19 protein-coding genes are annotated in these 20,569 nt (G+C 66.3%); 17 read left to right on the top strand and 2 right to left on the bottom strand.

The genetic code is table 11. From position 1 onward, the window contains the following. Nucleotides 1-206 precede the first annotated feature (206 nt). From lpxC to DC366_RS03350, 4 genes are all read left to right on the top strand, one after another. Nucleotides 207-1,127: a UDP-3-O-acyl-N-acetylglucosamine deacetylase gene (gene lpxC / locus DC366_RS03365; protein WP_108690716.1), complete on the top strand. Its 921-nt coding sequence runs from the start codon at nucleotides 207-209 to the stop codon at nucleotides 1,125-1,127. Between the two features lie 154 nt (nucleotides 1,128-1,281). Then, nucleotides 1,282-2,166 (top strand): outer membrane protein assembly factor BamD, encoded by an 885-nt coding sequence (locus tag DC366_RS03360; protein WP_108690859.1) that lies wholly within the window; start codon nucleotides 1,282-1,284, stop codon nucleotides 2,164-2,166. A gap of 45 nt (nucleotides 2,167-2,211) precedes the next feature. Then, on the top strand, nucleotides 2,212-3,861 hold the full coding sequence (gene recN / locus DC366_RS03355) for a DNA repair protein RecN (protein ID WP_108690715.1): 1,650 nt from the start codon (nucleotides 2,212-2,214) through the stop codon (nucleotides 3,859-3,861). A 59-nt stretch (nucleotides 3,862-3,920) separates the two neighbouring features. Next, complete coding sequence (locus tag DC366_RS03350; protein ID WP_108690714.1) at nucleotides 3,921-4,217, top strand: SH3 domain-containing protein; 297 nt, start codon at nucleotides 3,921-3,923, stop codon at nucleotides 4,215-4,217. A 97-nt stretch (nucleotides 4,218-4,314) separates the two neighbouring features. Here DC366_RS03350 and pyrG read toward each other — a convergent pair whose 3' ends face one another. Both pyrG and secG read right to left on the bottom strand, forming a co-directional pair. Then, complete coding sequence (gene pyrG / locus DC366_RS03345) at nucleotides 4,315-5,958, bottom strand: CTP synthase (RefSeq protein ID WP_108690713.1); 1,644 nt, start codon at nucleotides 5,956-5,958, stop codon at nucleotides 4,315-4,317. A gap of 179 nt (nucleotides 5,959-6,137) precedes the next feature. Continuing rightward, nucleotides 6,138-6,509, bottom strand: a complete 372-nt coding sequence (secG, locus tag DC366_RS03340) for a preprotein translocase subunit SecG (protein WP_108690712.1) — start codon at nucleotides 6,507-6,509, stop codon at nucleotides 6,138-6,140. Nucleotides 6,510-6,742: 233 nt separating this feature from the next. Between secG and DC366_RS03335 the strand changes: the two genes are divergently transcribed. From DC366_RS03335 to ribB, 13 genes are all read left to right on the top strand, one after another. Further along, the gene (locus tag DC366_RS03335; RefSeq protein WP_108690711.1) at nucleotides 6,743-8,038 is read left to right on the top strand and encodes an adenylosuccinate synthase; all 1,296 of its coding nucleotides are present in this window, start codon (nucleotides 6,743-6,745) and stop codon (nucleotides 8,036-8,038) included. Between the two features lie 43 nt (nucleotides 8,039-8,081). Further along, a complete protein-coding gene (locus DC366_RS03330) occupies nucleotides 8,082-8,324 on the top strand; it encodes a DUF2842 domain-containing protein (protein WP_108690710.1) in 243 nt (80 codons plus the stop codon). 160 nt (nucleotides 8,325-8,484) lie between these two features. After that, complete coding sequence (locus DC366_RS03325) at nucleotides 8,485-8,994, top strand: DinB family protein (protein WP_243405020.1); 510 nt, start codon at nucleotides 8,485-8,487, stop codon at nucleotides 8,992-8,994. 666 nt (nucleotides 8,995-9,660) lie between these two features. Then, the gene (gene mraZ / locus DC366_RS03320) at nucleotides 9,661-10,164 is read left to right on the top strand and encodes a division/cell wall cluster transcriptional repressor MraZ (protein WP_108690708.1); all 504 of its coding nucleotides are present in this window, start codon (nucleotides 9,661-9,663) and stop codon (nucleotides 10,162-10,164) included. A gap of 3 nt (nucleotides 10,165-10,167) precedes the next feature. Then, nucleotides 10,168-11,157: a 16S rRNA (cytosine(1402)-N(4))-methyltransferase RsmH gene (gene rsmH / locus DC366_RS03315; RefSeq protein WP_108690707.1), complete on the top strand. Its 990-nt coding sequence runs from the start codon at nucleotides 10,168-10,170 to the stop codon at nucleotides 11,155-11,157. Continuing rightward, nucleotides 11,157-11,513, top strand: a complete 357-nt coding sequence (gene ftsL, locus DC366_RS03310; RefSeq protein ID WP_108690706.1) for a cell division protein FtsL — start codon at nucleotides 11,157-11,159, stop codon at nucleotides 11,511-11,513. The genes rsmH and ftsL overlap by 1 nt, the downstream gene beginning before the upstream one ends. Next, nucleotides 11,510-13,309 carry a peptidoglycan D,D-transpeptidase FtsI family protein gene (locus DC366_RS03305; protein ID WP_108690705.1) on the top strand — a complete coding sequence of 600 codons (1,800 nt, stop codon included), beginning with the start codon at nucleotides 11,510-11,512 and terminating at the stop codon, nucleotides 13,307-13,309. The genes ftsL and DC366_RS03305 overlap by 4 nt, the downstream gene beginning before the upstream one ends. 12 nt (nucleotides 13,310-13,321) lie before the next feature. Further along, nucleotides 13,322-14,821: a UDP-N-acetylmuramoyl-L-alanyl-D-glutamate--2,6-diaminopimelate ligase gene (locus tag DC366_RS03300; RefSeq protein ID WP_108690704.1), complete on the top strand. Its 1,500-nt coding sequence runs from the start codon at nucleotides 13,322-13,324 to the stop codon at nucleotides 14,819-14,821. Further along, nucleotides 14,818-16,257 (top strand): UDP-N-acetylmuramoyl-tripeptide--D-alanyl-D-alanine ligase, encoded by a 1,440-nt coding sequence (locus DC366_RS03295; RefSeq protein ID WP_108690703.1) that lies wholly within the window; start codon nucleotides 14,818-14,820, stop codon nucleotides 16,255-16,257. The genes DC366_RS03300 and DC366_RS03295 overlap by 4 nt, the downstream gene beginning before the upstream one ends. Next, nucleotides 16,258-17,340 carry a phospho-N-acetylmuramoyl-pentapeptide-transferase gene (gene mraY / locus DC366_RS03290; protein ID WP_108690702.1) on the top strand — a complete coding sequence of 361 codons (1,083 nt, stop codon included), beginning with the start codon at nucleotides 16,258-16,260 and terminating at the stop codon, nucleotides 17,338-17,340. A 119-nt stretch (nucleotides 17,341-17,459) separates the two neighbouring features. Then, on the top strand, nucleotides 17,460-17,957 hold the full coding sequence (locus tag DC366_RS03285) for a DUF2165 family protein (RefSeq protein WP_243405019.1): 498 nt from the start codon (nucleotides 17,460-17,462) through the stop codon (nucleotides 17,955-17,957). Nucleotides 17,958-17,979: 22 nt separating this feature from the next. Then, complete coding sequence (gene murD / locus DC366_RS03280; protein ID WP_108690701.1) at nucleotides 17,980-19,389, top strand: UDP-N-acetylmuramoyl-L-alanine--D-glutamate ligase; 1,410 nt, start codon at nucleotides 17,980-17,982, stop codon at nucleotides 19,387-19,389. A gap of 46 nt (nucleotides 19,390-19,435) precedes the next feature. After that, nucleotides 19,436-20,569, top strand: coding sequence for a 3,4-dihydroxy-2-butanone-4-phosphate synthase (ribB, locus tag DC366_RS03275; protein WP_108690700.1), 1,134 nt, complete (start codon nucleotides 19,436-19,438; stop codon nucleotides 20,567-20,569).

The raw sequence follows: 20,569 nt of genomic DNA, 5'->3' as shown, positions 1-20,569 counted from the left end.
GAACGGGCGTGTAAAGATCGCGGCGGAACCGACTGATTATAAGCGGTTATTTCGAATTCGGCGGGATATTGCCGCTTGGCTGCGCGCCATGTTTCAATCCGTTGCAAAGATTGAGTTGAGCGCACGGCGCACAGGCCTTAAATCCTGTTTAACCAATTCGCGGCACCCGTCCGCGAACCCATGAAAACCGACTTCACGAGGGCATTGTGCAAACCACGGTTATCAGACCCATCACGTTCGACGGTGTCGGCCTGCATTCGGGCAGCGCCGCGCGTCTGGTGATCCGTCCGGCGCCCGTGGATCACGGCATCGTCTTTCGCCGCGTGGATTGTGCGGCCGGAACCGGCGATATTCCGGCGCTGTGGACAAACGTGAACCAGACGCCGCTGTGCACGCGGCTTGAGAATGCCCACGGCGTGCAGATCTCGACGGTCGAGCATGTGATGGCCGCCCTCATGGGCTGCGGCATTCATAACGCGCTGGTCACGGTCGACGGCCCCGAGGTCCCGATCCTCGATGGCAGCTCGGCCGAGTTCGTCGAAGGCATCCTGCGCTGCGGCATGCGTCGCCAGAGCCGCCCCGTCCGTGCGCTGCGCGTCCTGCGCGAGGTTGCGGTGCGCCGCGGCGAGGCATGGGCGCGGCTGACGCCGCACGATACGCTGACGATCGAATTCGACATCGCCTTCGATGATGCCGCGATCGGCGTGCAGAAAAAGACGCTGAACATGGCCAATGGCAGCTTCGTCCGCGAATTGGCCAACAGCCGCACATTCTGCCGCAAGGCGGATGTGGACGCGATGCATGCCAGCGGCCTTGCGCTGGGCGGCACGCTGGAAAACGCGGTCGTGGTCGATGGTGCCAACGTGCTCAGCCCCGGCGGCCTGCGCCACCGCGACGAGGCCGTGCGCCACAAGATGCTGGATGCGCTCGGCGATCTGGCACTGGCCGGTGCGCCGCTTTTGGCGCATTATCAAGGGCATCTGGCAGGGCATGCGCTGACCAATGATCTGCTTCATGCGCTGTTCGACCGGCCCGGCTGTGTCGAATGGGTGACCTGCGATGCGGCCCTCGCGGCGCGTTTGCCCGGTGCGGGCGTGCATTGGGGCGAAGTGCCGCAGGTCGCGTGATCGCGGCGGAGACGAAAACCGTGCGGCCGGGGCGTGAGTGCCGCCCCCGCAGGAATACGCCAACCCCTTGGGCGGCGCCGGATTTCTGTGCTGGCACAGGCCCGATGATTGGGCTACAACCCGATCAACGGGGAATAAGGGCAGAGCAGGCATGATGTTTGGCAGACAGGGCGCAACACGGCGCGCAAAACTGGCGGCAAAACAGGCGGCGAACCTGACCGGCGCGCTTCTTTTGACAGCTGCGCTTGCGTCTTGTGGCGGCATCACCGGCAAGGTGGAGCGCGGCGATGTGGACTATGAGCAGTTCACCGCCCAGCAAATCTTTGAGCGCGGCGAATACGATCTGGCCGCCAACAAGCCGGCCCTCGCCGCCCAGAGCTTTTCCGAGGTCGAGCGGCTTTATCCCTATTCGGACCTGACCAAACGCGCGGTCATCATGCAGGCGTTCTCGTATCATCTCGACGAGAGCTACGAGGAAAGCCGCAGCGCCGCGCAGCGCTATATCGACTTTTACCCGACGGACGAGGATGCCGCCTATGCGCAGTATCTTCTGGCGCTCAGCTATTATGACCAGATCGACGAGGTCGGGCGCGATCAGGGGCTGACATTCCAGGCCCTGCAAGCGCTGCGCAAGGTGATCGAGATCTATCCCGACAGCGAATATGCGCGCTCGGCGATGTTGAAATTCGATCTGGCCTTCGACCATCTGGCGGCCAAGGAGATGGAGGTGGGCCGCTTTTACCTGAAGCGGGATCACTTCACCGCGTCGATCAACCGCTTCCGCGTGGTGGTGGAGGATTTCCAGACCACGTCGCACACCGCCGAGGCATTGCACCGTCTGGTCGAGGCGTATCTGTCGCTGGGCCTCACGGACGAGGCGCAGACCGCCGGCGCGATCCTGGGTCACAACTTCCGTTCAACGCCATGGTATCAGGACAGCTATCGCCTGCTGACGAGCCGCGGCCTCAAGATGGAAGCGCGCGGCGACAACTGGCTGGCGCAGGTCTATCGCCAGATGATCAAGGGCCAGTGGTTGTAACTGGAAGAGGCGGGCAGATGCCCGCCTGTGCAACGGGGCCCGGAAATGCTGCGCAGTCTTGATATACGCGACATGCTGATCATTGACCGGCTGGATCTGACGTTCCAGCCCGGCCTCAATGCCCTGACCGGCGAGACGGGTGCCGGCAAATCCATCCTTCTGGACAGTCTGGGTTTCGTGCTGGGCTGGCGCGGGCGCGCCGAGCTGGTGCGCAGCGGCGCCGATCAGGGCGAGGTGACGGCGGTGTTCGATCTGCCAGCGGGTCACGCGGCCCATGCCGTGCTGGCGGAGGCCGGGATCCCAGCCTCGGACGAGCTGATCCTGCGCCGCATCAATACGGCGGACGGGCGCAAGACGGCGTGGATCAATGACCGGCGCTGCTCGGGCGAGGTATTGCGCAGCCTCAGCGATACGCTTGTGGAGCTGCACGGCCAGCACGATGACCGGGGCCTTCTGAACGCGCGCGGTCACCGCGCGCTGCTGGATGAATACGGCCAGTTGGGCGCGCTGCGCGCCGATGTGCGCGCGGCCTGGGGCGCCCGTCAGGCGGCGGCCAAGGCGCTGGCATCCGCCGAAACGGCGCTGGAGGCGATCCGCAGCGAGGAGGAATTCCTGCGCCATGCGGTGGGTGAAATGCGCGCGCTGGCGCCCGAGCCCGGCGAGGATGCCGAGCTGGACGCCCGCCGCCGCCTGATGCAGGCCGCCGAGCGCGTGCGCAGCGATATCGCCAAGGCCGCCGAGGCGCTGGGCGGGCAGGGCGCCGAGGGCGCGGCCGGCGACGCGCTGCGCTGGCTGGAGGATGCGGCCGCGCAGGTCAAGGGGCAGCTGGACGCGCCGATTGCCGCGCTGGGGCGCGCTCTGGTCGAGCTGGACGAGGCCGCGCGCGGCGTCGACGAATGTGTCGAGGCGCTGGCCTTCAACCCCGCAGAGCTGGAGGACACCGAAGAGCGGCTGTTCGCGATCCGCGCATTGGCGCGCAAACACGGCGTCGGCCCCGATGAGCTAGGGGATTTCGCCACGAATCTGGAGCGCCGCCTTGCCGCGCTCGATGCCGGCGATGCCCAGATCGAAGCGTTGCGCGGCGAGCTGAAGCGCGCGGGCAAAGCCTATGACGATGCCGCCGCCGCCCTCGGCGCCGCCCGCGCAGAAGCGGCCGGGCGCCTTGACGCGGCCGTCATGGCCGAGCTTGCCCCGCTCAAGATGGAGCGCGCTGTGTTCGAAACGACCATGACCGAAACGGCCCCCGGCCCCGACGGCATCGACGAGGTCGCCTTTCGCGTTGCCACCAACCCCGGCGCGCCCTCCGGGCCACTGGCCAAGATCGCCTCGGGCGGCGAGCTCAGCCGCTTCTTGCTGGCGCTCAAGGTCTGCCTGACGGGCGCGCAGCCGGGACTGACCATGATCTTTGACGAGATCGACCGCGGCGTCGGTGGCGCCACCGCGGACGCGGTGGGGCGGCGCCTTGCGGATCTTGCAAGGGGCGGCCAGGTTCTGGTGGTCACGCACAGCCCGCAGGTGGCCGCGTTGGCGGCGCATCACTGGCGCGTGGAAAAGCGGGTGGAAGATGGCATGACCCTGTCGACGGTGACGCCGCTCGGCGCGCCGGACCGCGTGGACGAGATCGCGCGCATGCTGTCGGGCGACACGATCACGCCTGCCGCCCGCGCCGCCGCCGAGGCGTTGATGGCCGGTTGACGCCGCACGCATCGGCCTGCCACGGGCCGGAAAACAAAAGCAGAAGAAGAGAGACAGCCATGCACAAAGCCATTTTCGCCGCCCTTGCCATACTGCCTTTCGCGCTATCGGCCTGCGCGCCGATGGGCGGCCCCATGGGCTATTACGAGGTCTTTGGCGTCGAGGAGGGTGACATGCTGAAGCTGCGCGCGGGGCCCGGCACCGGCTTTGACGTCATTGCCGGGCTGCCGAACGGCACCGTCCTGCGCCTGAACGGATGCGAGCGGACCGGCGGCACCCGCTGGTGCGAGGCGGCGATGAAGGACGGGCCCGCGCTGAACGGCTATGTCTCCTGGGCCTATCTGCGCAAGCGCTGATCCCGCGCCCGGCATAGTCACGGACAGGGTGAATGCGGGGCCGGGCGCCCTGCTTCATCCTGTTGGCATATCCGCCACCCTGCCCATGCGCATCGTCTCAGACGAGGCGCGATGTCTCGACCGCAGCGCGCACGAAATCGTCAAAAAGCGGGTGAGGCGCGAAAGGCTTGGATTTCAGCTCGGGGTGGAACTGCACCCCGATGAACCACGGATGATCGGCCCATTCCACGATCTCGGGCAGGCGACCGTCGGGCGACATGCCCGAAAAGCGCAGCCCGTGCTCCTCCAGCTTTTCGCGGTACTTGGTGTCTACCTCATAACGGTGCCGGTGACGCTCCTCGATGGCGGTGGTGCCATAGATCTCGGCGACGCGGCTGCCCTCGGCGAGGACGGCGTCATAGGCGCCAAGGCGCATCGTGCCGCCCTTGTCGTCCGTCACCTTGCGCTTGACCTTCTCGTTGCCCTGCACCCATTCCTTGAGGTGATAGACCACCGGCTCGAACCGGCGCACGTCCGCCTCATGATCGAATTCCTCCGATCCGGCGGTGGCGATGCCCGCGACGTTGCGCGCGGCCTCGATCACGGCCAGTTGCATGCCCAGGCAGATGCCCATGTAGGGGATCTTGCGTTCGCGGGCGAACTGCGCGGCCTTGATCTTGCCCTCGGTGCCGCGCTCGCCAAAGCCGCCGGGCACGAGGATGGCATGAAACCCTTCAAGGTGGCGCGCGGGGTCTTCGGTGTCGAAAACCTCCGCATCCACCCACTGGACATTCACCTTGACGCGGTTGGCCATGCCGCCATGGGTCAGCGCCTCCTTGATGGATTTATAGGCATCCTCAAGCTGCACGTATTTGCCGACGATGGCGACGTTCACCTCGCCGTCGGTGTTGTGGATCCGGTCGGCCACGTCTTGCCAGACCGCAAGGTCGGGGCGCGGCGCGGGCGAGATCTGGAACGCGTCCAGCACCGCCTGATCCAGCCCCTCGTGGTGATAGGCCAGCGGCGCCTCGTAGATGGATTTCAGATCATAGGCGGCAACGACCGCTTCCTTGCGCACGTTGCAGAAAAGGGCGATCTTCTCGCGCTCCTTTTCGGGGATCGGATGCTCGGACCGGCAGACAAGGATGTCAGGCGCGATGCCGATCGACTGAAGCTCCTTGACGCTGTGCTGGGTGGGCTTGGTCTTCAGCTCGCCCGAGGCGGCCAGATAGGGCAGCAAGGTCAGATGCATGAAGATGCACTGCCCGCGCGGCTGGTCATGGCTGAACTGGCGGATCGCCTCGAAAAACGGCAGCCCTTCGATGTCGCCCACCGTGCCGCCGATCTCGCACAGCATGAAGTCGACCTCATCGGCGCCGACGGCGAGGAACTCCTTGATCTCGTTGGTGACGTGCGGAACCACCTGTATCGTCTTGCCAAGGTAATCGCCGCGGCGTTCCTTCTCCAGCACGTTGGAATAGATGCGCCCCGAACTGACGCTGTCGGTCATGCGGGCCGGAACGCCCGTGAAGCGCTCGTAATGGCCAAGGTCCAGATCGGTTTCGGCGCCGTCATCGGTGACGAAGACCTCGCCATGCTCGAACGGGGACATCGTGCCGGGATCGACGTTGAGGTAGGGATCCAGCTTGCGCAGCCGCACCGAAAAGCCGCGCGCCTGCAAAAGCGCGCCGAGCGCCGCCGAGGCAAGCCCCTTGCCGAGGGAGGAGACGACGCCGCCGGTGATAAAGATATAACGAGCCATTGGCAGGCGGTCCCCCGTGATGATGGGCCTCGAAAACGGGCCTGATTCTGTGCGTTTGCGGCATCAAGAAACCGCAGCATCACGGGACTTGAGCCATAGAGGATTCGGGCGGCGCGCGCAACAGCGCCGCGGGCTTTCAAAAAAGGGCCGCACAAGGGCGGCCCGGATCATGAAATGGATTACTCGGCCGTGGGCAGCAGGGGGGCGTCGGCGTCGTCCTCGCCGGGGGCCTGCAGGGTGCCGCTGGCGGCGTCCGTCTCGTCCGGGGCCTCGGTGCGGGCGGGCGCGTCGACCAGCCGGTCCAGAACCGATCCGCCTGCCGAATTGCTGGCCGCGATGATGGTCAGCGCCATCGAGGTGCAGATGAAGGCAGCGGCCAGCAGCCATGTCAGCTTGCCCATGGCCGTGCCCGCCGAGCGGCCCGCGACGCGGCCGCCGCCACCTCCGCCGCCGCCCATGCCAAGCCCGCCGCCTTCGGAGCGTTGCAGCAGCACCGCGCCGATCAGCGACAGTGCCAGAAGAAGGTGGATGATGAGAACGACGTTTTCCATTGAGCGGCCTGCCGGGTAGGGGAAGTCTGATGACCTGTTGGGGGCTATCTATGGAATTTCGCCGCGCCCCGCAACCCGGCATGCGCGGGCGCGGCGGGGCGTTGCCGGACGGGCACGGGCAATTTGCGCCAAATCGGGCGGCGATGAATCGGGCGCGCTGCTTTAGAGGTTTCGCCCCCCGCCCGGCATCGCTACAAGGGCGCGGGTTTTACCGGAATGATATGAGGTCCGTCATGGCAAACGTCGTCGTCGTGGGCGCCCAGTGGGGCGACGAGGGAAAAGGCAAGATCGTCGATTGGCTCAGCGAGCGGTCCGATGTCATCGCGCGCTTTCAGGGCGGGCATAATGCCGGTCATACGCTGGTTGTGGATGGCGAGGTCTACAAGCTGAACGCGCTGCCCTCGGGCGTGGTGCGCGGCGGCAAGCTGTCGGTGATCGGCAACGGCGTTGTGCTGGATCCATGGCACCTTGTGGCCGAGATCGCCAAGATCCGCGAGCAGGGGGTCGAGATCACGCCCGAGACGCTGATGATCGCCGAGAACACGCCGCTGATCCTGCCCATCCATGGCGAGTTGGACCGCGCCCGCGAAGAGGCCGCCAGCAAGGGCACCAAGATCGGCACCACCGGGCGCGGCATCGGCCCCGCCTACGAGGACAAGGTCGGCCGCCGGTCCGTCCGGGTGGCCGACCTCGGCGATCTGGCCACGCTGGAGGCGCGGGTGGACCGCGCGCTGCAGCATCACGATCCGCTGCGCCGGGGACTGGGGATCGAGCCGGTGGACCGCGACGCGCTGGTTCAGCAGCTGCGCGATATCGCGCCCGAGATCCTGCAATACGCGGCGCCCGTCTGGAAGGTGCTGAACGACAAGCGCAAGGCCGGCAAGCGGATCCTTTTCGAGGGCGCGCAAGGCGCGTTGCTGGACATCGATTTCGGCACCTATCCCTTTGTCACGTCCTCCAACGTGATCGCGGGGCAGGCCGCGACCGGCGTCGGCCTCGGCCCCGGCGCGATCAACTATGTGCTGGGCATCGTCAAGGCCTACACCACCCGCGTGGGCGAGGGGCCGTTCCCGACCGAGCTGGACGACGACAACGGCCAGCGGCTGGGCGAGCGGGGGCGCGAGTTTGGCACCGTGACGGGGCGCCAGCGGCGCTGTGGCTGGTTCGACGCGGCGCTGGTGCGCCAGACCTGCGCGACCTCGGGCGTCAAGGGCATCGCGCTGACCAAACTCGACGTGCTCGACGGGTTCGAGACCTTGCGCATCTGCACCGGCTACGAGCTGGACGGCGAGGTGCTGGAATATCTGCCCACCGCCTCTGACCTGCAATGGCGCTGCAAGCCGATCTACGAGGAGATGCCCGGCTGGAGCGAATCGACCGAGGGCGCGCGCAGCTGGGCCGACCTGCCTGCCGGCGCGATCAAATACGTGCGCCGCGTCGAGGAGTTGATCGAATGCCCCGTCGCGCTATTGTCCACATCGCCGGAACGCGAAGACACGATATTGGTCACGGACCCCTTCGCCGACTGACGCCGGGGCCGCGCAGGCAAGCCCCGCAGCAAAGGAGACGCCCATGCCCCTCAGCTATACCGCGCGGCGGCGCTGGTCGCTGGTGATCCTTCTGATCGGGCTGCCGGCCTATGTCGTGGCCGCGGTCAGCCTGATCGCGGTCCTGCCCGCGCTGCCGGGATGGGCGACGCTTCTGGTCTATGTCTTCGTCGGGTTCGCCTGGATGTTGCCGCTGAAATTCGTCTTTCTCGGCATTGGGCAGGCGGACCCCGATGCGCCCCGCACGCAGGACGATCCGCGCGGATAGGGCCGGGCCTTGGGTATTTGTCCCAAGAAAAGCGCAGCAGGTGTATAGAGCGCGCGTTCCGCCCGAAAAACAGCGTATCAGGGGCGTGCCGAACGCATTGGCATGAACAAGAGAGCGGCTCGCAGGTGGGCGGCCCGCCGATCCCTTGGAGGCTGTTCTGATGAGTGTCTCTCCTTCGTCATGTGCGCTGATGGCGCGCTACAATATGTGGCAAAACGCCGGGCAGGTTGCGGCGGCCGATATGCTGAGCGATGCGGCGCGCAGGCAGGATCGGGCCGCGTTCTTCGGCTCGATCGCGGGAACGCTCAACCATTTGCTATGGGCCGACCTGACATGGATGGCGCGGTTTGACGGCGGGGCGCCGCCCGGTGGCGGGATTCAGGACAGCGCGGATATGATGTCGACATGGGCCGGTTACAAATCGGCGCGGGTGCAGGCCGACCAGCGCATTCTGGAATGGTCGGGGAGGGTGGCGCCCGAGCGGCTGGCCGGTGATCTGTCATGGCACTCGGGCGCGCTGGGGCAGGTCCTGCCGATGGGTCTGTGCGTGCAGCATTTTTTCAACCACCAGACCCATCATCGCGGACAGGTTCACGCGATGCTGACCGCCGCAGGCGCGCGGCCGGGACCGACGGACCTGATTTTCATGCCGAACGATATCGGGATGTAATCCGCGCGCGGTCTCCATGGGAAATCATGGGATGAAGTGCGCGCCGCGACCTGTCCGGAGGCTGCACCAGGCGACTCGGCAGCGCGAAAAGCGTGGGTTTCGCCGGGTTGCTGGCCGAATCGGTGGGCGAATCTGCGATTCGGCGCGTCCAGACGTCGGGAAGATGGCGGGAAACGCACCCTCTCCATATTATTTCGGGAAATTATGGGAAAAATATGGGTCATCTTTGATGCCACTAAATATGGCGAGAGAACGCGTTCTTCACGCTAGGTTATGCGTATCTTCACAAATCCGTGTCACATGATCTTGTTTTGTACTCCTGTGGATAACTATATGCTGTGGTCGGACGGATCATTTTTTAGTTGCGTGCCATGAATTCCCATGGCATCCCTATAAGCGTGATGAGGACGGGACGACAAACAAAGGGACACCAAACGATCCCGAAATAATAACCAAAGTCAGGTTTCATACAGGCATCCGCCTTCATCGCAACAAAGAGATCCGGCGCGCGAGCGAGCAGACATCCCCCCAGGTGGCGCGCGCAGTCGGACACCCCGCTAGACGCGGGACGAGGGCGGCGGATTGGGCAGTGGCAGCAGCTCAATCCGTCGTTTTCGTTTGAGGGCACGAATTCGACCAAACGAGGCAGGGCAAGGGGCCGCATAAGTGGCACGCAGGTTCAGAGGTGAAAGCCACCACAAGGTGGACAGCAAGGGCAGGGTCTCGATCCCGGCCCTTTTTCGCCGTGTGATCGAGGCGTCCGACCCGAACTGGACCGATGGTCTGCCGCCCGAATTGATCATCGTCTATGGCGACCATCGCCGCAATTACCTGGAATGCTACACCGTCGACGCCATCAGCGAGGTCGACGACAAGATCGACGCGCTGCCGCGCGGCTCGATGGAGCGCAAGATGCTGCAGCGCCTCTTTCACGGGCAGTCCTTTCCGACCACCGTGGACGAGACCGGCCGCCTTGTGCTGCCGGCCAAGCTGCGCGCCAAGATCGGGCTGGAGAATGAGGCATTCTTCATCGCCGCGGGCGATACGTTCCAGATCTGGAAGCCCGAAACATACGAATCCGAGGAAGCCGCGCGAACCGAAGAGTGGCTGGACGATCTGCCCGAGGATTTCGATCCGCTGGTTTTCCTGGATGGACCGAAGGGGGAATAGGCGATGTCCGCTGCCGCGCCCTCCGATGATGCTCCGCATATTCCCGTATTGATCGCCCCGCTGATCGAGGCGGCGTCGCCCGTGTCCGGCACGTGGCTTGACGGCACGCTGGGCGCGGGCGGCTATGCGCGCGCGCTGCTGGCCGCGGGGGCGGGCAAGGTGATCGGCGTTGACCGCGATCCCGCAGCGCTGGAGATGGCGGCAGAGTGGGCCGCGCCGTTCGGGGACCGGGTGGAGCTGGTCGAGGGGGTCTTCTCCAGGCTGGATGACTATGCGCAAGGGCTGGACGGTATCGTTCTGGATCTTGGGGTCAGTTCCATGCAGCTCGATCAGGCGCAGCGCGGCTTTTCCTTCATGCGCGACGGCCCGCTCGACATGCGGATGAGCCAGAATGGTCCGACGGCGGCCGATCTGGTCAACACTGCGGACGAAGGCGCGCTGGCCGACATCCTGTATCTTTATGGCGAGGAGCGCGCCAGCCGCCGGATTGCGCGCGCCATCGTGAAAAAACGCGCGGAGGTGCCGATTGTCAGCACGCTTCAGCTGGCCGAGATCGTCGAGAAATGCCTGCCGCGCTCCAAGCCGGGGCAGGCCCATCCGGCGACGCGCAGCTTTCAGGCGATCCGCATCGCCGTGAACGACGAATATGGCGAGCTGATCGGCGGGCTGGAGGCGGCGGAGCGCGCGCTCAAACCCGGCGGTATTCTGGCTGTCGTGACATTTCATTCGATCGAGGACCGCATGGTGAAACGTTTCCTGCAGGATCGCAGCGATGGCGGCGGCGGCGGCAGCCGCCACGCGCCGGCAGAGGCCGCGCAGCCGCGCCAGTTCACGCTGAAAAGCCGCAAGGCGATCACCGCGGATGAGGCCGAGCTGGCCGCGAACCCGCGCAGCCGCAGCGCCAAGCTGCGCGTCGCGGTGCGCACCGCCGAGGCGCCCGGCGTGACGGATCGCAAGGCATTGGGGATGCCGCTGCTGAAAGGGGATAGATAATGCGCAGTTTGTTTTACGTTCTCAGTGCCTTGGCCGTGATCGGGCTGGCCTACTGGGCCTACCATGAAAACTATCGCACGCAGGCCGCCATCAGCCATGCGGAGCGGCTGGAGACGCGGATTTCGACGGCGCGCCAGCGGCTGCGCGTGTTGAACGCCGAATGGGCCTATCTGAACCGGCCCGCGCGGCTGCGCGAGCTGGCCGACATCAACTTTGACCGGCTTGAGCTGATGCCGCTGGAGGCGGGGCAGTTCGGGCGCATCGATCAGGTGGATTTCCCGCCGGAGGTGGATTTGCGCATAGATTTCTCCGCCTCGGTCGAGGTATCGAGCGGCACCGAGGAGGTGGCAGAATGATCCGCACACCGCTGCGCCCGCTGGCGCGTATCCTGCCCGCCCGCGAAAAGGGCGAAAACCCCGACGCGATCGAGCGCGAGAACATCCGCCTGCGCCACGAGGCGATGCGCGACAAGGCGCGCCGCCGCGCCGAGGGGCGGCTTCTGGTGCTGGGCACGATGTTCTTCTGCGCGTTCGGCGTCATCGGCCTGCGCATGGGCATCCTTGCGCAGACCGAACCGGCCGAGCCGCGCACCAGCGCGGCGGGGGCGGGCATCCTCGCGCAGCGCGCCGATATCGTCGATCGCAAGGGGCGGATTCTGGCGACGAATTTCGACACCCACAGCCTTTATGCCCAGCCCCAGCAGATGATCGAGCCGGAAAAGACCGCCCAGAGGCTGGTCAAGATCTTTCCGGATCTGAAAGAGGACCGTCTGGTCCGCGATTTCACCGGCAAGCGCAAGTTCCTGTGGATCAAGAAGAAAATCAGCCCCGAGCAGATGCAGGCCGTGCATGACATCGGCGAGCCGGGGCTGCTGTTCGGCCCGCGCGAGATGCGTCTTTATCCCAACGGCACGCTGGCCGCGCATGTTCTGGGCGGCGCCGGGTTCGGCCGCGAAGGCGTGCATGCTGCCGAGGTGATCGGCGTCGCGGGCATCGAGAAATACTATGACGAGCGGCTGCGCGATCCGGCCCAGAACCACGAGCCCTTGACGCTGTCGCTGGATCTGTCGGTGCAGGCGGCGGTCGAGCGGGTGCTGGCCGGCGGCATGAGCATCATGAACGCCAAGGGTGCCGCGGCGATCCTGATGGATGTGCATACCGGCGAGATCGTCTCGATCGCGTCCCTGCCGGATTTCGACCCCAACGACCGCCCCCGCCCTCTGGTGCAGGGCAAAGCGGCCGACAGCCCGCTGTTCAACCGCGCGGTGCAGGGGGTGTACGAGCTGGGCTCGACCTTCAAGATCTTCGCGGCGGCGCAGGCGATGCAGCTGGGCTTGGTCAATTCCGAAACGATCATCGACACCGCCGGCCCGATGCGCGTGGGCGGTCACCGGATCGGCGAATTCAACGGCAAGAACTTTGGCAAGCTCAGCGTGTCGGATATCATCGTGGAAAGCTCCAACCGGGGCACCGGACGCCTTGCGCTGCAGATCGGGCCCGAGCGACAGCAGGAGTTTCTGAAAACGCTGGGCTTCTTCAAGCCGGTCGATTTCGAGATGATCGAAGCGTCGGGCGGCCAGCCCCTGATGCCCAAGCGTTGGACGGATCTGTCCACTGTCACCATTTCCTACGGGCACGGCCTGTCCTCGACACCGCTGCATCTGGCGGCCGGGTATGCGGCCATTGCCAATGGCGGGCGCTATGTCAAACCGACGCTGCTGAAGCAGGATTTGCCGCAACAGGGCGAGCGGGTGATGACAGCCGCCGTCGCCCGCGCCTCGCGCGACATGCTGCGCCGCGTCGTGACCAGCGGAACCGCCAGCATGGGCGAGGTTCCGGGCTATGCCGTGGGCGGCAAGACGGGCACGGCGGACAAGCCCAAAGAAAACGGCGGCGGCTATTACGAGGACAAGGTAATCGCGACATTCGCCTCCATGTTCCCGGCGGATGATCCCAAATATGTGCTGGTCGTCACCCTGGACGAGCCGGTCGAGACATCGGGCGACAAGCCGCGCCGCACCGCGGGCTGGACGGCGGTGCCGGTCTCGTCCGAGATCGTCGCCCGCGTTGCGCCGCTTTTGGGCCTGCGTCCCGCGATTGAACCTGCCGTGCTGCCTGATATAACGCTGACATCTTTTTCGGACGGCGATTGAGCGGGGCAGGTCATGGCGGCGGGGCAGGAACGGACACTGGCGGATCTGGGCCTTAGCGCCAAGGGCGGCGCGCAGGCGCGCATCACCGGGCTGGCCGTGGACAGCCGCAAGGTGAAGGACGGCACGCTCTTTGCCGCCTTGCCGGGCAGCCGGGTGCATGGCGGCGAGTTCATTCAATACGCGCTGCGCATGGGCGCCAGCGCCATTCTGACGGACGCGCAGGGCGCGCGCATCGCCGCCGATGTGCTGAAGGGCGCGGATGCCGCGCTGGTCGTGACCGAGGATCCGCGCGCCGCGCTCGCCTTTGCCGCCGCGCTCTGGTTCGGCGCGCAGCCCGAGGTGATGGTTGCCGTGACCGGCACCAATGGCAAGACCTCGGTCGCCAGCTTTACCCGGCAGATCTGGCAGGCGCTGGGGCTGGAGGCGATCAACGTCGGCACCACGGGCGTCGAGGGCAGCTATGCCGCGCCGCTGGCCCACACCACGCCCGATCCCATCACCCTGATGCGCGTTCTGGCCGAGGCCGAGGCCGCGGGCGTGACCCATGCCGCGATGGAGGCGTCCAGCCACGGGCTGGAGCAGCGCCGCCTTGACGGGGTGCAGCTGATGGCGGCGGCGTTCACCAATTTCAGCCAGGACCATCTGGATTACCACCACACATTCGATGCCTATTTCGACGCGAAGGCCGCGCTTTTCACCCGCGTTCTGCCCGAAGGCGGCGTCGCCGTCATCAACATGGACGATGCGCGCGGCCCGGCCATGGCCGATCTGGCCGAGGCGCGCGGGCAGGACGTGCTGCGCGTGGGCCGCGGGCCCGGCGCGCATCTGCGGCTGAAGGGCCAGCGGTTCAACCCGACCGGGCAAAGCCTGCGGTTCGAGTGGATGGGCGACGCGCATCAGGTGGATCTGCCGCTGATCGGCGGCTTTCAGGGCGAGAACCTGCTTTTGGCGGCCGGTCTTGCCATCGGGGCCGGGGCGGACGCGGCACGCGTCTTTGCGGTCCTGCCGGAAATGCGCACCGTGCGCGGCCGGATGGAGCTGGCGGCGACGCGCGCCAGCGGCGCGGCGGTGTTCGTGGATTTCGCCCATACGCCCGATGCCGTGGCGACCGCCATTCAGGCGCTGCGCCCGCATGTCATGGGGCGGCTCATCGCCATCATCGGCGCGGGCGGCGACCGTGATCCGGGCAAGCGCCCGCTGATGGGGCAGGCCGCCGCGGCGCATGCCGATCTGGTGATCGTGACCGATGACAACCCGCGCAGCGAGGATCCCGCCAGCATCCGCGCCGCCGTGATGGCCGGCTGCCCGGAGGCGTCCAACGTGGGCGACCGGGCCGAGGCGATTCTGCGCGGCGTCGATGCGCTGGGGCCGGGGGACGCGCTGCTGATCCTTGGCAAGGGGCATGAGACGGGGCAAACCGTGGGCACCGATGTGCTGCCCTTCGATGATGCCGAGCAGGCCAGCGTGGCGGTCATGGCGCTCGATTCCGCCGAGGCGGGGGAGGGCGCATGAGCCTGTGGACCGCCGTCGATGCCGCCGCCGCCACGGGCGGGCGGGCGCAGGGCGATTGGGCGGCGCAGGGCGTGTCGATCGACACCCGCACGATCCGGCCCGGCGATCTTTTCGTCGCACTCAAGGCCGCGCGCGATGGTCATGATTTCGTCGCCGACGCCTTGCAGGCAGGCGCCGCCGCCGCGCTGGTCAGCCGCATACCGAACGGCGTGGCGCCAGATGCGCCGCTGCTGATCGTGCCGGACGTTCTGGCCGCGCTGGAGGCGCTGGGCCGTGCGGGACGCGCGCGAAGCGACGCGCGCGTCGTGGCCGTGACCGGCTCGGTCGGCAAGACCTCGACCAAGGAGATGCTGCGCGAGGTTCTGTCCGCGCAAGGGCGAACCCATGCCGCCGAGGCCAGCTATAACAACCATTGGGGCGTGCCGCTGACGCTGGCACGGATGCCGCAGGATACCGAATTTGCCGTGCTCGAGATCGGGATGAACCATCCCGGCGAAATCGCGCCGCTGTCGCGCATGGCGCGCCCGCATGTGGCGATGATCACCACCGTGGCGGCCGCCCATCTGGAAGCGTTCGAGGATATCGGCGGGATCGCCCGCGAAAAGGCGGCGATCTTCGACGGGCTGGAGCCGGGCGGCACGGCCATCGTCAATGCCGATCTGGAGACGACGCCGATCCTTCTGGAGGCCGCCCGGCGCGTCGGGGCGCGAATTGTCACCTTCGGCGCGCAGAGCGAGATGTACCGCCTGCACAGCGCCGCGATCAGCGATGACCGCACCATCGTGCGCGCCGATCTGGCCGGGCAGGAGGTGCTGTTCAAGCTGCACTGCGCGGGGCGGCATTTTGCGATGAACGGGCTTGCGGTGCTGGCCGCCGCCGATGCGCTGGGCGCCGATGCGGGCCTTGCCGCGCCCGATCTGGCGCGCTGGCAGCCGCCAAGGGGGCGCGGCACGCGCGAGGTGATCGTGCTGGACGGCGCCGCGGCGGAGTGGACGCTGGAGCTGATCGACGATGCGTTCAACGCCAACCCCACCTCCATGGCCGCCGCGCTGGAGGTTCTGGCCGCCAGCACCCCGCGCGACAATGTCGGGCGCGTCGCCAAGGGGCGCCGCATCGCGATCCTCGGGGACATGCTGGAGCTGGGCCCGGATGAGGCGGACATGCACCGCGCGCTGGCCGGTCTGCCGCATATCGCGGCGCTGAGCACGGTGCATTGCGTCGGCCCGCGCATGCGCGTGCTGTGGGAGGCGCTGCCGCGGGCGCAGCGCGGCCAGTGGTTTGAGGGCGCCGATGATCTGGCGCTCAAGGTGCATGACATGATAGACGCGGGCGATGTGCTGCTGGTCAAGGGATCCAAAAGCAGCAATGTCAGCCGGATCGTTGACAGCTTGCGCAGAACGGGGCGGCGCGCCCGCCCGCAGATAAGGGATGATTGAATGTTCTATTGGCTCACCGCCTTGTCCGACGGCGGCGATTTCTTCAATCTTTTCCGCTATATCACGTTTCGCACAGGCGGCGCGTTCCTGACGGCGCTGATCTTCGGCTTCCTCTTCGGGCCGCCCCTGATCAACGTGCTGCGCAAACGCCAGGGCAAGGGTCAGCCCATCCGCACCGACGGCCCCGAGGGCCATTTCGTCAAGGCCGGCACGCCCACGATGGGCGGTCTGCTGATCGTCGGCGCGCTGCTTACGTCGACGCTGCTTTGGGCGCGGCTGGACAATGCCTTTATCTGGATCGTGCTTTTCGTGACCATGGGCTTTGCCGCGATCGGATTTGCCGATGATTATGCGAAGGTCTCCAAGCAGAACCATGCCGGCGTTCCGGGCAAGCTGCGCCTTGCGCTGGGCTTTGCCATCGCGGCCGTCGCGGCCTATTGGTCGGCGGCCTATCACCCGGCCGATCTGCAATATCAGCTGGCGATGCCGGTGTTCAAGAACACGCTGATAAACCTTGGATATTTCTTCATCCCCTTCGCGATGATCGTGATCGTCGGCGCGGCCAATGCGGTCAACCTGACCGACGGGCTGGACGGGCTGGCGATCATGCCGGTGATGATTGCCGCCGCCACGCTGGGCGTGATCGCCTATGTCGTCGGCCGCGTCGATTTCACCGAATATCTGGAGGTCCATTACGTCGACGGCACCGGCGAGATCCTGATCTTTGTCGCGGGCCTTGTCGGCGGGGGCCTGGGGTTCCTGTGGTACAACGCGCCCCCCGCCGCCGTCTTCATGGGCGACACCGGATCACTGGCGCTGGGCGGCGCGCTGGGCGCCATCGCTGTGGCCACCAAGCACGAGATCGTGCTGGCCATCGTCGGCGGCCTCTTCGTGGTCGAGGCGCTGTCGGTCATCATCCAGGTGCTTTATTTCAAGCGCACCGGCAAGCGGGTGTTCCTGATGGCGCCCATCCACCACCATTACGAGAAAAAGGGCTGGGCCGAGCCGCAGATCGTCATCCGCTTCTGGATCATCGCTCTGATCCTGGCGATGATCGGGCTGGCGACGCTGAAGGTAAGGTGATGGGCGCGCTTTGTTGGGCCATTCCTGGCGCACTATGTCATCGCGGCGGCGTTGCCCTGACCGTGCAACTGTACTAGGGCTGCGGACACGTATCCCATCCTGACAAGAGGTTCCGGGCCATGATGATCACCCGCCTGTCCAAAGCTTCGATGGTTCTGGCCATCGCCCTTTTCGCTTCTCTCGTGGCGTTCGGGAACATCACCGATTATGGATCCAATTTTGCCTTTGTGAAGCATGTCTTCATGATGGACACGATTTTTCCCGACGCGACGATCAAGTATCGCGCGATCGAAACACCATGGATCCACCACGCCGGCTACATCTTCATCATCGCGCTTGAGACAGTTACGGCAGCGTTGTGCTGGATTGGCGGATTCCGGCTACTGGCGGCGCGATCGCTGCCTGCGCCCGCATTTCAGACCGCCAAAACCTTGGCCATCGCGGGTCTGACCCTCGGCTTTCTGACATGGCAGGTCAGCTTCATGTCGGTCGGCGGGGAATGGTTCGGCATGTGGATGTCGGAGACGTGGAACGGCGTGCCTGACGCTTTCCGATTCTTCATCACGATCCTCGGCGTGCTGATCTACGTCGTGATGCCGGACACCGACCTAAACTGAACATCAGCCAGCGGGGCCGTCCATGATACCAGCACGCGGATATGAGGGCGCGCGCGTCGCGATTCTGGGGCTTGGCCGCTCGGGCCTGTCGGCGGCGCGCAGCCTTGAGGCGGGCGGAGCCGAGCCGGTGTGCTGGGACGACAACCCCGAAGCGCGCGCACGCGCCGAGGAATACGGCTTCGAGATCGTCGATCTGGCCCGCGAGGGGGCGTTTCACGGCATCGCCTGCCTCGTCGTCAGCCCCGGCATCCCGCATCTCTACCCCGCGCCCAACCGCATCGTGGCTGCCGCGCAGGCAGCGGGGGTGCCGGTGGACAATGACATCGGGCTGTTCTTCCGGTCCTTCGCGGGCGCCGAATGGCAGGATTTCGACCAGCCGCCGCGCGTGATCGCCGTCACCGGATCGAACGGCAAATCGACCACATCGGCGCTGATCCACCACATCCTGACCGAGGCGGGTCGTGCCAGCCAGCTGGCCGGCAATATCGGGCGCGGCGTGCTGGATATCGACGCGCCCGCCGATGGCGGCGCCGTGGTGCTGGAGTTGTCCAGCTACCAGACCGAGCTGGCCCGCGCCCTGACGCCCGACATCGCGGTTTTCACCAATCTCAGCCCCGATCATCTGGACCGCCATGGCGGGCCTGGCGGCTATTTCGCGGCTAAGCGCCGCCTTTTCGCCGAGGGCGGCCCGGACCGCGCCATCATCGGCGTGGACGAGCCGGAGGGGCGGTTCCTGGCCGGACAACTCAGCGAAAGCGCGGGCGATGATCGCGTGATCCGCATTTCCGTCACCGAAAAGCTGACCGGGCCGGGCTGGAACGTCTTTGCGCGCAAGGGGTTCCTGAGCGAGTATCGCAAGGGGCGGCAGGCGGGCAGCATCGATCTGCGCCCCATCAAGGGGCTGCCGGGCGCGCATAACCATCAGAACACCTGCGCCGCCTACGCGGTGTGCCGCAGCATGGGCCTTGCCCCGCGCGTGATCGAGGACGCGATGCAGACCTATCCGGGCCTGCCCCATCGCAGCCAGATTATCGCCGAGGCGGGCGGCGTCACCTATGTCAACGACAGCAAGGCCACCAACGTGGACAGCGCGCTGCAGGCATTGCAGGCGTTCGACAGCGTCCGCTGGATCTGCGGCGGGCTGGAGAAGGAGGGCGGGCTGGCCGCGCTGGCGCCCGCGCTGGACCGCGTTGCGCGCGCCTATGTCATCGGGCGCGAGGCGCCGCAGTTCGCCCTGCAGCTTGAGGGCTGCGAGACCGAGATCTGCACCACCATGGCCGAGGCCGTGCGCCGTGCCCATGCTGATGCGCAGCCGGGCGAGACGGTGCTGCTGGCGCCCGCCGCGGCCAGTTTCGACCAGTATGACAGCTTCGAGCGGCGCGGCGAGGATTTCGCCGCCTGCGTGGCGCGGGCACTCGGCTCTGGTCAATAGGGCCGCCCCGCGCTATCTGGGCGGCAAATGACGTCAAGGGGACACCATGCCTGAAACGACAGCCTACAGCACACCCGGACCGGTCGAAGCCGACCTGAGCGGCGCCATCGCCCCGACCGAGGAGATCATCGCCGAGGCGCGCGCCGGGCGGATATTCATCCTCGTCGATCACGAGGACCGCGAGAACGAGGGCGATCTGGTGATCGCCGCCGAATTCGCCACGCCCGAGGCGATCAACTTCATGGCCACGCACGGGCGCGGCCTGATCTGCCTGCCGATGACCGCCGAACGGGTCGACCGGCTGGGCCTGCCGATGATGGCGGTCAACAATTCCTCGCGCCACGAGACGCCCTTTACCGTGTCGATCGAGGCGCGCGAGGGGGTCAGCACCGGCATCTCCGCCGCCGATCGCGCGCTGACCGTCGCCACCGCCATCAACGAGCAGAACACGATGGCCGCGCTGGCCACCCCCGGCCACATCTTTCCGCTGCGCGCCCGCACGGGCGGGGTTCTGGTCCGCGCAGGCCATACCGAGGCGGCCGTCGATATCGCGCGGCTGGCAGGGCTGAACCCCGCGGGCGTCATCTGCGAGATCATGAACGAGGACGGCACCATGGCGCGCCTGCCCGACATGGTCCCCTTCGCGCAAAAGCATGGGCTGAAGATCGGCACGATCAGCGATCTGATCGCCTACCGGCACAAGCACGACAATCTTGTGCGCGAGGTCCGGCGCGAGGCGGTCACCGCCCATATCGGCGGCGATTGGGACATGCGCATCTTTGCCGACCAGATCAGCGGAACCGAGCATGTCGTGCTGACCAAGGGCGATATCTATGACGGCGCGCCGGTGCTGGCGCGTGCGCACGCGCTGAACGCGCTGGAGGATGTGCTGGGCATCGGCGGCGCCCCTGCGGGCAAGCTGCGCAGCGCGATGCAGATCATCGCGGACGAGGGGCGCGGCGCGATCTTCCTCTTTCGCCAGCCCCGGCCGGAGCTGGCCGAGGAGCTGGACGAGGACGGCCCGCGCACGATCAAGCATACCGGCCTTGGCGCGCAGATCATGTCGACGATGGGCCTGCACGAGCTGATATTGCTGACCGACAATCCCGATACTCGCTATCTGGGCCTTGATGCCTACGGGATCTCGATCACCGGCACGCACCCCTTGAGCAAAGGATAG

The sequence above is a fragment of the Pelagivirga sediminicola genome, from assembly GCF_003072125.1.
Classification (GTDB): domain Bacteria; phylum Pseudomonadota; class Alphaproteobacteria; order Rhodobacterales; family Rhodobacteraceae; genus Roseovarius; species Roseovarius sediminicola.
This window is presented reverse-complemented; position numbering and strand designations above follow the sequence as displayed.

What these genes read in the sequence shown, in the direction of transcription:
- DC366_RS03285 (WP_243405019.1), top strand. Translation starts at nt 17,460, where the DNA reads ATGATGATCACCCGCCTGTCCAAAGCTTCGATGGTTCTGGCCATCGCC.
- DC366_RS03330 (WP_108690710.1), top strand. Translation starts at nt 8,082, where the DNA reads ATGCCCCTCAGCTATACCGCGCGGCGGCGCTGGTCGCTGGTGATCCTT.
- DC366_RS03300 (WP_108690704.1), top strand. Translation starts at nt 13,322, where the DNA reads ATGGCGGCGGGGCAGGAACGGACACTGGCGGATCTGGGCCTTAGCGCC.
- secG (WP_108690712.1), bottom strand. Translation starts at nt 6,509, where the DNA reads ATGGAAAACGTCGTTCTCATCATCCACCTTCTTCTGGCACTGTCGCTG.
- DC366_RS03305 (WP_108690705.1), top strand. Translation starts at nt 11,510, where the DNA reads ATGATCCGCACACCGCTGCGCCCGCTGGCGCGTATCCTGCCCGCCCGC.
- ftsL (WP_108690706.1), top strand. Translation starts at nt 11,157, where the DNA reads ATGCGCAGTTTGTTTTACGTTCTCAGTGCCTTGGCCGTGATCGGGCTG.
- mraY (WP_108690702.1), top strand. Translation starts at nt 16,258, where the DNA reads ATGTTCTATTGGCTCACCGCCTTGTCCGACGGCGGCGATTTCTTCAAT.
- recN (WP_108690715.1), top strand. Translation starts at nt 2,212, where the DNA reads ATGCTGCGCAGTCTTGATATACGCGACATGCTGATCATTGACCGGCTG.
- ribB (WP_108690700.1), top strand. Translation starts at nt 19,436, where the DNA reads ATGCCTGAAACGACAGCCTACAGCACACCCGGACCGGTCGAAGCCGAC.
- DC366_RS03335 (WP_108690711.1), top strand. Translation starts at nt 6,743, where the DNA reads ATGGCAAACGTCGTCGTCGTGGGCGCCCAGTGGGGCGACGAGGGAAAA.
- DC366_RS03325 (WP_243405020.1), top strand. Translation starts at nt 8,485, where the DNA reads ATGAGTGTCTCTCCTTCGTCATGTGCGCTGATGGCGCGCTACAATATG.
- DC366_RS03350 (WP_108690714.1), top strand. Translation starts at nt 3,921, where the DNA reads ATGCACAAAGCCATTTTCGCCGCCCTTGCCATACTGCCTTTCGCGCTA.
- murD (WP_108690701.1), top strand. Translation starts at nt 17,980, where the DNA reads ATGATACCAGCACGCGGATATGAGGGCGCGCGCGTCGCGATTCTGGGG.
- DC366_RS03360 (WP_108690859.1), top strand. Translation starts at nt 1,282, where the DNA reads ATGTTTGGCAGACAGGGCGCAACACGGCGCGCAAAACTGGCGGCAAAA.
- pyrG (WP_108690713.1), bottom strand. Translation starts at nt 5,958, where the DNA reads ATGGCTCGTTATATCTTTATCACCGGCGGCGTCGTCTCCTCCCTCGGC.
- DC366_RS03295 (WP_108690703.1), top strand. Translation starts at nt 14,818, where the DNA reads ATGAGCCTGTGGACCGCCGTCGATGCCGCCGCCGCCACGGGCGGGCGG.
- rsmH (WP_108690707.1), top strand. Translation starts at nt 10,168, where the DNA reads ATGTCCGCTGCCGCGCCCTCCGATGATGCTCCGCATATTCCCGTATTG.